General features: G+C 37.0%; 10 protein-coding genes. 8 read left to right on the plus strand and 2 right to left on the minus strand.

The genetic code is table 11. From position 1 onward, the window contains the following. Positions 1-46: 46 nt before the first annotated feature. Entirely contained in the window at positions 47-1,138 is a 1,092-nt protein-coding gene (gene hisC, locus PATL70BA_RS14700; RefSeq protein WP_172596271.1) for a histidinol-phosphate transaminase, read from the minus strand. A 539-nt stretch (positions 1,139-1,677) separates the two neighbouring features. Here hisC and fusA point away from each other — a divergent pair. From fusA to mnmA, 5 genes are all read left to right on the plus strand, one after another. Then, the gene (gene fusA, locus PATL70BA_RS14705) at positions 1,678-3,753 is read left to right on the plus strand and encodes an elongation factor G (RefSeq protein ID WP_125138086.1); all 2,076 of its coding nucleotides are present in this window, start codon (positions 1,678-1,680) and stop codon (positions 3,751-3,753) included. 197 nt (positions 3,754-3,950) lie between these two features. Further along, on the plus strand, positions 3,951-4,391 hold the full coding sequence (locus PATL70BA_RS14710; RefSeq protein ID WP_125138087.1) for an RrF2 family transcriptional regulator: 441 nt from the start codon (positions 3,951-3,953) through the stop codon (positions 4,389-4,391). 9 nt (positions 4,392-4,400) lie between these two features. Continuing rightward, positions 4,401-5,594: a cysteine desulfurase NifS gene (gene nifS, locus PATL70BA_RS14715; protein ID WP_125138088.1), complete on the plus strand. Its 1,194-nt coding sequence runs from the start codon at positions 4,401-4,403 to the stop codon at positions 5,592-5,594. 12 nt (positions 5,595-5,606) lie between these two features. Then, a complete protein-coding gene (gene nifU / locus PATL70BA_RS14720) occupies positions 5,607-6,041 on the plus strand; it encodes a Fe-S cluster assembly scaffold protein NifU (protein WP_125138089.1) in 435 nt (144 codons plus the stop codon). Between the two features lie 9 nt (positions 6,042-6,050). Further along, positions 6,051-7,142 (plus strand): tRNA 2-thiouridine(34) synthase MnmA, encoded by a 1,092-nt coding sequence (gene mnmA, locus PATL70BA_RS14725; protein WP_125138090.1) that lies wholly within the window; start codon positions 6,051-6,053, stop codon positions 7,140-7,142. Between the two features lie 117 nt (positions 7,143-7,259). Here the strand turns inward: mnmA and PATL70BA_RS14730 are convergent, their stop codons facing one another. After that, positions 7,260-8,069 carry a histidinol-phosphatase HisJ family protein gene (locus PATL70BA_RS14730; RefSeq protein ID WP_125138091.1) on the minus strand — a complete coding sequence of 270 codons (810 nt, stop codon included), beginning with the start codon at positions 8,067-8,069 and terminating at the stop codon, positions 7,260-7,262. 286 nt (positions 8,070-8,355) lie between these two features. Between PATL70BA_RS14730 and PATL70BA_RS14735 the strand changes: the two genes are divergently transcribed. The 3 genes from PATL70BA_RS14735 (at position 8,356) to PATL70BA_RS14745 (ending at position 12,496) form a co-directional block, all read left to right on the plus strand. Next, complete coding sequence (locus PATL70BA_RS14735; RefSeq protein WP_125138092.1) at positions 8,356-10,026, plus strand: Na/Pi cotransporter family protein; 1,671 nt, start codon at positions 8,356-8,358, stop codon at positions 10,024-10,026. A gap of 62 nt (positions 10,027-10,088) precedes the next feature. After that, entirely contained in the window at positions 10,089-11,123 is a 1,035-nt protein-coding gene (locus tag PATL70BA_RS14740) for a 2-hydroxyacid dehydrogenase (RefSeq protein WP_125138093.1), read from the plus strand. Between the two features lie 338 nt (positions 11,124-11,461). Then, the gene (locus PATL70BA_RS14745; protein WP_172596272.1) at positions 11,462-12,496 is read left to right on the plus strand and encodes a sugar-binding transcriptional regulator; all 1,035 of its coding nucleotides are present in this window, start codon (positions 11,462-11,464) and stop codon (positions 12,494-12,496) included. Positions 12,497-12,572: the final 76 nt, after the last annotated feature.

Genomic DNA, 12,572 nt, shown 5'->3' on the forward strand with positions numbered 1-12,572 from the left:
TATCCTTCCTTGTGCACGATGCAAAACGATTTAAAGTTTCAATACTTTAACCATTATTAAGAATAGTTTCTACAACATCAAAGAATGCTACCATCTGTTCTTCTGTACCAAGCGTGACACGTTGATAGCCGGGCATGCCTAAGTTGTGACCTGGACGAACAATATAACCTTGACTTTGAAGTGCTTCAAACATTTCAGGACTTGGTCGTCCAAAATCTATCATGACAAAATTGCCATAAGTTTCTATATATGAGAGATTGAGTTCATGACATCTTGAATAAGTGTAGGCTTTTGAGGTTTCGTTGACTTCATAAGTCCTTTGAACGAATGCTTCATCATCAAGAGCTGCAACAGCCGCCACTTGTGCAGCAGTCGTAACATTAAAAGGGCCTCTGATGCGGTTGATTTTTTCAATGACGTCCTCATGTCCGATACCGAAACCAATTCTCATGGATGCCAAACCATACATTTTTGAAAAAGTCCTTAATACCATAAGATTAGGGTATTGATGAAGGAGAGAAATCGTCTGAGGAAAATTGGAGTCCCTGATGTACTCAACATATGCCTCATCCATAACAACTAGAATATCTCCTGGGACTTGGTTTAAAAAATCCAGTTGTTTAGCTGCGTTGACCATGGTACCTGTTGGGTTATTTGGATTGGCAATGAAGATCACGCGTGTTTGTTCTGTAATACGTTTAAGTATGCCATCTAAGTCAAAAGTATGTGCCTTTAAAGGCACTTCGATAATCTTGCCACCCATCTGAAGGGTGCCTGCCTTGTACTGAGGGAAGGTGATGTCTCCGGTTATGACTTCATCATCCTTAGCGACATAGGTTTTAGCAATCATGTTAATAATCTCATCTGAACCTGCGCCAAAGATAAACTGATTTGGATTAAGATTATACTTGTTAGCAAGCTTTTCCCTAAGTGCGGTGCAGTTGCCATCAGGATAGTAGCTGGGTTCTTTTAATGATTCAATAATGCTCTGCTTAGCTAACTCAGAACATCCAAGAGGGTTTTCATTAGAGGCTAACTTGACGATATGGGTCAGTCCGTAAGTCTGTTTGACCTCATCTATAGATTTGCCTGGAATATATGGCCTTAAATTTTCTACTTCTTTGCGATATTTGATCATAATAATAAAGCTCCTCTCAAAATAATGACTATATTATAACATACAATTGGATGCAAATATATTTATATTCTCTATGAGCAGAGCTCATAACGAATCGAAGCCTCTTTGTTCATGTGTAGGTTTATAACTCAATCTACATACGCAATAGAAAGCCGGATACACCCTTAGAAAAGATGAAATTATAGTAACATGCAACGAAAACCATGTCAACAATTTAATGCGTTAACTTTATAAACTGATATTCAGAAAATTAGGAATAATGAATGAGGGAATGATGGTAAACACCAAAAAAAGAGAAAAAACAGACATTATAAGATAAATCAGGAAAGCACTTTGGTTAACTTGCATAAAAAAACTTTGATAAAATAAAAATCTTTGAAGGAAATAGATGAAGAATGTAGAATACTAGAGGTATCAGCAATTTCTCGTAATATAAGACCAAAACAGTGACGATGCATATTAAGCGTCATATGTAATCTGATATTATGAGTGAAAGCGCAAAGGTTTCAAAATACTAACTTAAGATTGGGGGACATACGATGAAGATTTATAAGTCCGAACAGATTCGAAACATTGTATTATTAGGCCATGGAGGAAGCGGTAAGACTACACTGGTGGAAGCTATGGCCCATGTGGATGGCATTGTAAAACGACAAGGTAAGGTAGAAGAAGGCAATACGATTAGCGATTTTGATAAGGAAGAAATCAAGAGAGGCTTTTCGATCAGTACTTCTTGTATACCTATTGAATGGCAGGATTGCAAACTTAACCTATTGGATGCACCTGGATATTTTGACTTTGTTGGTGAAGCAAAACAAGCCACACGTGTTGCCGATAGTGCCATTGTTGTAGTCTCAGGCAGATCAGGCGTAGAAGTAGGTACGGAAAAAGCGTTTGAATACGCAGAAGAAATGGAAATACCGAAAATAGTATTCGTGACAGACATGGATGATGACAATGCAGATTTAAATAAGGTGTTGAACCAATTAAAGGATATTTTTGGTAAATCGATTGCACCTTTTCAAGTACCAATAAAGGAAGACGAGCATTTCGTTGGTTTTGTGAACATTATTAAAATGGAAGGTAGAAGATTCGTAAAAGATCATGTAGAGCCTTGTGAAATACCGGAAGACTTAATGGATGAAGTCAATGAGGTAAGAGAAATGATCTTAGAGGCGGTTGCAGAGAGCGATGAAGCCTTAATGGAAAAATATTTTGAAGGTGAAGCATTTACATTAGAAGAAATTCAAAATGCTTTGCATAATGGTGTTATAGATGGATCAATCATACCTGTGCTTTGTGGTTCAGGAACTAATAATACAGGAGTTACGGTATTGATGGATTCTTTGGTTAAATATATGCCTTCTCCAAGAGAAGAGCATACAAGTGTTTATGGTGAGGACCCAGATACAGGTGAAGAAGTTGAAGTGTTCTGTGATATTGAACATGAAGCAACAGCCCTTGTTTTTAAAACAATCATAGACCCTTATGTTGGAAAGTTATCTCTTTTTAGAGTTTATTCAGGAATCATAAAGAAAGATATGCAATTGATGAATGTTAATAAAGATCAGAAGGAAAAAGCAAACCATATTTATGTACTAAGGGGTAGAGAACAGTTTGAAGTGGATGAGATTCATGCAGGAGACATTGGTGCTTTTGCTAAACTAACAGATGTTAGTACTGGTGATACATTATGCGATCCTGCCAAACTCGTTAAGTTACCAGGCATCTCATTTCCGGAATCTTTAGCTTATAGAGCGGTTCTTCCCATTAAAAAAGGTGAGGAAGAGAAGATGACATCCGGTATTCACAAATTAATGGAAGAAGATCCAACCATTAATATTATTCTTGATACTGAAAACCATCAAGAGCTTTTGTATGGTGTTGGCGGTCAACATTTGGAGATTGTCAAGAGTAAGCTACTTGACAAATTCAAAGTAGAGATTGAGTTGGTCAAGCCTAGAATCCCATATCGTGAGACCATAAAAGCAAAAGGTCAAGTACGTGGAAGACACAAGAAACAATCCGGCGGTCATGGTCAGTATGGAGATGTTGTCATGGAATTTGAACCGTCAGGTGATCGTGAGAAACCTTTTGTTTTTGAAGAAAAGATTGTCGGAGGTTCAGTGCCTAAAAACTATTTCCCTGCAGTGGAGAAGGGCTTGATTGAATCTGTAGATAGAGGCGCACTAGCAGGATATAAGGTTGTAGGTGTGAAAGCAACACTGGTGGATGGTTCTTATCATCCTGTTGACTCCTCGGAGATGGCTTTTAAGATGGCGACAATTGCAGCTTTTAAAGAAGCGATGAAAGTTTGTAAACCTATTATACTAGAACCGATAGCCAGTGTTCACGTTGTTGTACCCGATGACTATATGGGTGATATTATTGGCGATTTGAATAAGAGAAGGGGACGTGTTATGGGCATGAATCCTGTGAAGGGGAAACAAGAAGTGGTAGCTGAAGTCCCTATGGGTGAAATGTATGGTTACTCAACGGACCTAAGATCTATGACGCAAGGAAGAGGCATGTTTACCTTAAGCTTTGAACGTTATGATGAAGCACCTGCAGAGATTCAAACCAAGGTAATAGAGGATCGAGCTCAAGATAAATAAATATTATAATAATAATATAAACGGGTTATGCCAGACGATGGTATAACCCGTTTTTTGTTAAAATATTATATCCAACCAAACAAGTTGGATATGTACTTATAAAATACATGTCAAAGTATTGACAAACTATGAGTTGGCATGATAATCTTACATAGAATCATATCCGAGTCATTTAGTAGGAAATATGAGGTGATGCAGTGAAACTTTCAACAAAAGGAAGATATGGACTTAGAGCCATGATTGATTTGGCCATACATTCCAAGGAAAATCAAGTATCCATTAAGAGCATTTCAGAGCGGCAGGAAATATCTGAAAACTACCTGGAGAGAATTATTGCACTCCTTAAAAAAGCAGGGTATGTTAAGAGTACAAGAGGTGCTCAAGGTGGCTATATGCTTACAAAAAAACCGGACCAGATTTCTGTCGGGAACATACTTAGAGCCCTTGAAGGCGACTTGAATCCGGTGGATTGTTCTTTGATTAATGATGATAAAGTGTGTTCGGAATCAAGCTTGTGTGTAACAAAATTTGTATGGAAACGTATCAGTGACAGTATCAATGATGTGGTTGACAATATAAGTCTTCAAGATCTTGTGAATGAACAATTAGAAATAGATAAATCTCAGTTGAGCAGATAGGAGCAGGTTATGAATAAGAAAATCTATTTAGATCATGCAGCAACAACACCAACTAAAAAAGTAGTCGTTGAGGCAATGCTACCATATTTTACAGAGAAATTTGGTAATCCTTCAAGTATTTATGAGTTTTCAGGACAGAATAAGGAAGCGATTGAAGAAGCAAGGGAATTAGTGGCTCATGCCATAGGTGCTAATGAAAGAGAGATATTCTTCACAAGTGGCGGTACTGAATCAGACAACTGGGCGATTTTAGGTATAGCAGAAAACTATAAGTCTAAAGGCAATCATATCATCACAACAACCATTGAACACCATGCAGTCCTTCATACATGTGAGTACCTTGAAAAAAACGGCTATGAAGTGACATATCTTGAAGTAGACAAAGATGGACGTGTTAATCCAAATGATCTAAAAGAGGCTATAAAAGAAACAACCATATTGATATCGATTATGCTTGCTAACAATGAGATTGGCACAGTACAACCTATAGAAGAACTGGGTGCTATAGCTAAAGCGGCAGGTGTTCTTTTCCATACAGATGCAGTACAAGCTGTGGGACATATACCTATTGATGTGAATGCCATGCATATTGATCTTCTAAGTATAAGTGGCCACAAGTTATATGGTCCTAAGGGCATAGGTGCTCTATATGTAAGAAAAGGCATAAAACTAAGATCTTTTATTCATGGTGGCGGGCAAGAAAAAAAACGTCGTGGAGGTACTGAGAATGTACCGGCTATTGTAGGTTTTGGAAAAGCAATCGAATTAGCAATCACATCCATGGAGGCAGAAAGCAAAAGACAGGCAGAGCTTAGAGATTATTTAATCGAACAAGTACTAGAAAGAATACCCCATTGTCGACTTAACGGACATAGAGAATATAGACTTCCTAACAATGCTAACTTTAGCTTTGAATTCATCGAAGGTGAATCCTTGTTGATTATGTTAGATATGAAAGATATTTGTGCATCAAGCGGTTCGGCTTGTACTTCCGGTTCTCTAGATCCATCTCATGTATTATTGGGCATAGGACTACCTCATGAAATAGCCCATGGATCTTTGAGGATTAGTCTTGGGGAACAGAATACAAAAGAAGAAATGGATTATCTTATTGAGTCTTTAATCGTCATTGTAGCTAGGCTAAGGGAAATGTCACCGTTGTACGAAGACTATTTAAAAAAACAAGCAAAAATTGAAAGATAGAGGTGTAATGGTATGTATACTAAAAAAGTAATGGATCATTTTCAAAACCCTAGAAATATGGGTGAAATTGAAGGCGCTTCCGGTGTAGGCACTGTTGGTAATGCAAAGTGTGGCGATATTATGAGAATCTACTTGGATATTGAAGATGAGATCATAAAAGATGTTAAGTTTAAGACATTTGGATGTGGTGCTGCAGTTGCTACCAGTTCTATGGCAACTGAGTTGGTAAAAGGAAAGACAGTTAAAGAAGCCATGGAAGTAACCAATAAGGCAGTAATGGAAGCACTTGATGGTCTTCCAAGAGCAAAAGTGCATTGTTCACTGCTTGCAGAAGAAGCACTTCAAGCAGCACTATGGGATTATGCAAAGAAAAACGGTATTGTTATTGAAGGATTAGTAGAACCTAAGCCTTTTGAAGAGCATGAGGAAGAAGAAGAAGAATTTTAGAGGATAGTTATGAATACTAAAACAGTTGTAGTGGGGATGTCAGGAGGTGTGGATTCATCTGTGGCAGCCTATCTATTAAAAGAAGCAGGTTATAATGTCATTGGTGTTACCATGCAAATATGGCAGAATGAAGAAAGAGACCTTGAAGAAGAAGAAGGTGGTTGCTGTGGCCTCTCGGCAGTAGATGATGCCAGAAGGGTAGCTCAGTCACTCGACATACCTTATTATGTTATGAACTTCAAGGAAGAATTCAACCGTGAAGTTATTGATTATTTTGTAGAATCCTATAAAGAAGGCAAGACACCAAATCCCTGTATTGCTTGTAACCGAAAAGTAAAATGGGAGTCTTTGTTGACGCGCAGTATGAATATTGGCGCTGATTTCATTGCTACTGGACATTATGCTAAAGTGGTTAAGCTGGAAAATGGTAGATATGCTTTAAAACAATCGGTAACCATAAAAAAAGATCAGACCTATGCCTTATATAACCTGACACAGGATCAGCTTAGTAAGACCTTGATGCCCGTTGGTGATTATGATAAGGACACGGTGCGAATTATAGCGGAAAAAATCAATCTAAGAATTGCCAATAAACCTGACAGTCAAGACATATGTTTTGTACCGGATGGTGACTATGGAAAATTCCTTGAAACCTACACTGGAGAAAAACCCATAGAAGGTAACTTTGTAGATGAAAAAGGTAATATTTTAGGGCGTCACAAAGGCATCGTTCATTACACGATAGGTCAAAGGAAGGGGCTTGGTTTGAGCCTTGGAAAACCGGGATTTGTAACGGCAATTAGACCAGAAACTAGGGAAGTGGTTATTGGCGATAATAAGGATACCTTTGCTTTTTCCCTACTAGCCAATCAATTGAATTTTATGCCATTTGAGAAACTGGAAGGCGAAAAGTTTTTCACCGCAAAAATTAGATATAGCCATAAACCTGCTGGTTGTCATGTAAAGATGGTTGATCATGATTTAATGGAAGTAAGATTTGAAGATGCTCAAAGGGCGATTACCCCTGGACAAGCAGTGGTTCTATATGACGGCGAACTTGTTGTAGGTGGGGGAACCATCATTCGTGCTCTAAATGAATAAAAATGTTTAAAATGAATCAATAATGAATCATAAATGAATCAAAAAACACCACCAAATCGTTGATTATATAATCAATGCACTTGAAGGTGTTTTTTTAATTTAGAAATGTCAGAAGACCTAGTTGAAGCCAATTTGTTTTGGTACCCTTTTTTGGAATACGGTGTAGGACTTGAATCCGATGTCCATTAGGTGTTTTTCAACGACATCAAAAGAGGTGGCTACATTCTCGGGACGATGGGCATCTGATCCAATAGTCAGTAATTCTCCACCAAGTTGATGGTATCTTTTTAGAACTTCATAACTTGGATGGGGTTGATCTAATTTGTAAACATAGCCACTTGTATTGACTTCGAGGGCTTTATCTTTACGTATCAAAGTGGTCAAGATTGCATCAAAAACATCAGAAAAATCGGCATATGTATATTTTTTATTAACATCTCTGCGCCAATATCTTATGACATAATCAAGATGTCCTAAAGCATCAAAGTCGTCAAAATGTTGAACATTAAAGAGGGTATCTTCGAAGATGCTGAAATAGCCCTCGTTTCGAGTTAAGCCATCAAAATAAGTCGGCTCATAAGGATCTTTACCTTTTGCTAAATGTGTGGAACTAATGATGAAATCAAAATCATGACTCCGGGCTAACTGACGTAAAGGTTCATGTAAATGCTTTTCTATTCCAAACTCAATGCCTGTTAATAATAGGAAGTCATCGCTTAAAGTAGCTCTGACATCTTCAATGGCTTGGATATATGTGTACACATCTAACTCGCCGGTAATGCCTTCGTAGATAAAATCAATATCATGGTGGTCCGTAAAGGCTAAAGTATTTAGACCCTTTTCTTTTGCAGATTTTATCATATCAGACATGGATGCTTGACTGTCGAATGAAAAATAAGTGTGGTTGTGTAGATCCGAACGTATCATATTATTTCTCCTTTAAGATGATCCAATAGGGTTAAAGGGTCAAAAAAGTTTCACTAAATTCATATACACTATTGCGTTGACGTCTTAACCAAAGATTAAAATAATTCTAACATAGAATTCGTGGTATATAAACAAAAATGAAGGGAATTCATAAATCACTTGTTTTATGCCTAGTATACATGGTAATATAGTCTTGGTTATTTACGAGAACATAATATTTGTTTTACAAAAATATGACATTTATGGTATTGACATATTAATGGTTTTGATTTAGGAGGATATTACGATGGACTGGGTTGGATTTCAAAATGCACTTTTTAATGTATTTGCACTATTTGGCGGATTTGGTATGTTCTTGTACGGTATGCATATTATGGCAGATGGTTTGCAAAAAACAGCCGGAAATAAAATGAAAAACCTACTGGGTGCATTAACCAATAACAGATTTGTTGGTGTTATTGTAGGTGCGCTTGTAACAGCTATTGTGCAAAGTAGTTCAGCCAGTACAGTTATGGTAATCGGATTTGTAAATGCCGGTCTGATGAACTTGGTTCAAGCGACAGGTGTTATTATGGGTGCCAATATCGGTACAACGATTACATCTTGGATTGTATCAAGTGGGGAATGGATGGTATTTTTTAAGCCTGAGAAGATAGCACCCCTCATCATGGGAATCGGTGCAAGTATACTTTTTTTCTCAAAGGATAAAAAAAAGCAACAGATTGGTGAGATTCTTGTTGGTTTCTCTTTGATTTTTATTGGTTTAGAGCTCATGAAGTCAGGTATAACACCCTATAAAGATTCACAAGTTTTTAAAGACGCCTTTATTGTACTTGGTAAAAATCCAATTCTAGCAGTTTTTGCTGGTGCGGTGGTAACAGCTATCATACAGAGCAGTTCTGCATCTGTTGGTATTCTTCAAACTTTAGCAGCAACAGGTATCATACCCTTTAGTGCGGCCTTATATATTGTGCTCGGTCAAAACATAGGAACAACTGTCACAGCCATGTTGTCGAGCATCGGTGCAAGTAAAACAGCCAAAAGAGCAGCTTATGTCCATTTATTATTTAATGTTTTTGGAACGGTGTTGTTTACGGTAGGTACCTTCGTATACTTTGAGTTTTTTGATATGAATCATGGCCATGCGATTATAACAATGACACAGATTTCCATATTCCATACATTCTTTAATGTAACTAATACGGCTTTATTGCTACCTTTTGCAAATCAGCTTGCAGCACTCGCTGAAAAGATTGTACCGGGGGTAGATCGACAAGTTGAGGGTGAAGAGGAACTTACCCTAAGACACTTGGATGATAGAATCTTGGAAACACCTACTTTTGCAGTGGAAAATGCAATAAAAGAAGTAGCTCGTATGGGAGAATTGGCCGTTGAGAATACACGGTTAGCTGTTGAAGCTTTAATTGAGAAGGATAACAAGAAAATAGCTGAGGTCATCAGTAATGAAAAGAAAATTAATAAACTTGAAAAGCTAATAACAGACTATTTAATAAAAATCAGCAACTCTGTTTTGAATGAACATCAAAATCTTGTTATAACCAATCTTTTCCATTCGGTCAATGACATCGAACGTGTTGGTGACCATGCTGAAAACATTGCAGAGCTAGCCAAGTACTATGTTGATAATGAACTCAAATTTTCAGAGGAAGCAGAGGAAGAATTCAAGGTTATTTCCAAGCTGGCGCTGGATACCATACGACTAGCAGTTGAGGCTAGAAGAGATGATAATGCCGATTTAGTCAAAAAAGTTGAATCAAATGAAGAAGAAATGGATGTTATGGAAGAGCATTTAAGAGGACAGCACATAAAGAGACTGGGTAAAAATCTATGTGATTCTTCAACAGGCGTTGTCTTTTTGGACTCCATCAGTAATCTTGAAAGAATTACAGACCATGCATTGAATTTGGCTTATTATGTTAAGGATGAGATTATATAGGGTTCTAGGTCTTATGATAATACTTATAACAAATTCACCTAATTGGAATAGGAAGTGAGCAAATGAAAATAGCTTTTTTCGATACAAAGCCTTACGACCGTCAATCCTTTGATCAATATATTGATCAATATGACATGAAGATTAAATACTTTGAATCAAAATTAAATGAAGATACAGTGGCTTTGGCAGCGCATTCAGATGTTGCGTGTGCATTTGTAAATGACACATTAAATGAATCGGTTGTTAATGCATTAGTGGATATGGGTATAAAATTATTAGCGCTGCGATGCGCAGGTTATAACCATGTCGATTTTAAAGCAGCATACAATAGACTACATGTTGTAAGAGTTCCGGCATATTCACCTTATGCAGTAGCAGAACATGCAATTGCACTGATGTTCTCTTTGAACAGAAAAACCCATAGAGCATATGTTCGAACACGAGATAATAACTTTAACATAAACGGCTTAACCGGGTTTGATTTTCATGGTAAAACCGTTGGTGTTATTGGAACAGGAAAGATAGGACGCATATTTATAGATATTTGTAAGGGACTGGGTATGAAGGTAATTGCCTATGATATGTATCCATCAGAGATTGAAGGTGTTGAGTTTGTCGAACTTGCAAGTCTTTATCAAGCATCGGATATTATTTCATTGCATTGCCCTTTGACTAAAGAAACACATTATATGATTGATGACCATGCAATACAACAGATGAAAGAAGGCGTAATGCTTATTAATACATCTCGAGGCGCACTTGTTCAGACAGAACATCTTATTGATGGTTTAAAATCAAAAAGAATCGGATCAGCAGGATTAGACGTCTATGAAGAAGAAAGTGAATACTTTTTTGAAGACTTTTCATCTGAAAGTATTGATGATGATATTCTTGCACGGCTTTTATCATTTAGCAATGTACTTGTGACGTCTCATCAAGCATTTTTGACAAGAGAAGCATTAAGCAATATTGCGGAAACAACTTTAGAAAACATAAAAGCATATCAAGAAGGTAAGTTATTAGTGAACGAAGTATGTTATCACTGCCCGGAAGGTCCGTCTAAGTGCAAGAAAAAAGAAACCGGTCGATGCTGGTAGTAGGATATTCAAATAAATTATTTTCAAAACATAAAGTATTTATTTTCAACGGTTTATCCTTAGGGAAAGACAGATGAAATAGATACTTTTTGTTTTTTATTTGGAAGAAATGTAAAACCTAGTAAATATGTCTCATAAAAACACATATAGTTTCAGGAACTTCATAGTCGATATTGACTAAGGCTTTATTTGTGAAAAGTACAAAATTTCAACTGAAAACCTTGTAATTTATTTGTAGAATGTTATAATAAGAATGTGCTTATTTGTTGAAGCATTTTTTTACAAACAACTTGGGACGAAAAATGACAACAGGGACCAAATGGGTCCGGGAGTTGATTATGGAAGCATATACAGCCGCTTTACAGAAAATAATTCCAAAAGAGTTGACCGTATTAAGACGTAGATACAAAGTCCTTAGAGGCATTCATCTTTTTCAACCAATTGGTAGGCGTTCTCTGTCGGATCGGATACACTTAAGTGAAAAGTTGATTCGTACAGATACTGAGTTTATGCGTGATGAAGGCTTTATTTCTTCATCCGGTTCAGGGATGATGCTTGAACCTATGGGTATACAATTGCTCAATGAATTGAAAGATTTTATGGAGCAGATTGAAGGTCTAAGTACAATTGAAGAACAAATCAAAGACATTCTTGAATGTGAGGAAGTCGTCATTGTCTCCGGTGATGCGGATTTGGATGATGAGGCAATTTATAACATTGGTCATGCAGCGGCTAAAGTGCTTCTTAGAAATATATCTAACAATGATATTATTGCACTTACTGGCGGATCAACTGTTCATCGAATGATTGAAGCCATACCATCAAGCCCTATAAAGGCGAAGAATGTATATGTTGTACCGGCAAGGGGTAGTCTTGGGAATAATGTGTCATTTCAAGCCAATACTCTAGTGGCGATGCTCGCTGAAAAAATCCACTCAAACTATACGTTGTTAAATATTCCGGATAATCTGAGTCAAAAATCTCTTGAAAGTGTAAGAGAAGAACCGGAGATTCAAGAAACACTGAATAAGCTTATCAAATCCAATATACTTATTTATGGTATTGGGAATGCAAATAAAATGTCGGAACGTAGGAATCTTGGACAGGATATAGTCAAACATCTTTCGGACCATCATGCGACTGCTGAAGCTTTAGGGTATTATTTTAACCAACAAGGTGAAGTGATTTATGCATCTAGATCAATTGGTATAACAATGGATCAAATGACTGAATTAAAATATCCAATAGCGGTGGCTGGAGGTCATAGTAAATCTGATGCAATTTTATCAGTTAAGAAGCTATTAAGTCGTGGATGTGTTATAATGGACGAGGGTGCGGCAAACGGTGTTATAGCACTGTCGAAGCATAAATAGTCAATAAGCTGTTTTACAGCTTTAGATTTATGGTCCTTTAGGGCTCTAAGTCATAGATAAAAACAATAATATATTC

Source organism: Petrocella atlantisensis, assembly GCF_900538275.1.
Taxonomy (GTDB): Bacteria; Bacillota; Clostridia; order Lachnospirales; family Vallitaleaceae; genus Petrocella; species Petrocella atlantisensis.

Excerpts from the sequence above, each read along its gene's own strand:
- hisC (WP_172596271.1), bottom strand. The coding sequence starts at position 1,138 with ATGATCAAATATCGCAAAGAAGTAGAAAATTTAAGGCCATATATTCCA.
- fusA (WP_125138086.1), top strand. The coding sequence starts at position 1,678 with ATGAAGATTTATAAGTCCGAACAGATTCGAAACATTGTATTATTAGGC.
- nifS (WP_125138088.1), top strand. The coding sequence starts at position 4,401 with ATGAATAAGAAAATCTATTTAGATCATGCAGCAACAACACCAACTAAA.
- nifU (WP_125138089.1), top strand. The coding sequence starts at position 5,607 with ATGTATACTAAAAAAGTAATGGATCATTTTCAAAACCCTAGAAATATG.
- mnmA (WP_125138090.1), top strand. The coding sequence starts at position 6,051 with ATGAATACTAAAACAGTTGTAGTGGGGATGTCAGGAGGTGTGGATTCA.
- PATL70BA_RS14730 (WP_125138091.1), bottom strand. The coding sequence starts at position 8,069 with ATGATACGTTCGGATCTACACAACCACACTTATTTTTCATTCGACAGT.
- PATL70BA_RS14735 (WP_125138092.1), top strand. The coding sequence starts at position 8,356 with ATGGACTGGGTTGGATTTCAAAATGCACTTTTTAATGTATTTGCACTA.
- PATL70BA_RS14740 (WP_125138093.1), top strand. The coding sequence starts at position 10,089 with ATGAAAATAGCTTTTTTCGATACAAAGCCTTACGACCGTCAATCCTTT.
- PATL70BA_RS14745 (WP_172596272.1), top strand. The coding sequence starts at position 11,462 with ATGGAAGCATATACAGCCGCTTTACAGAAAATAATTCCAAAAGAGTTG.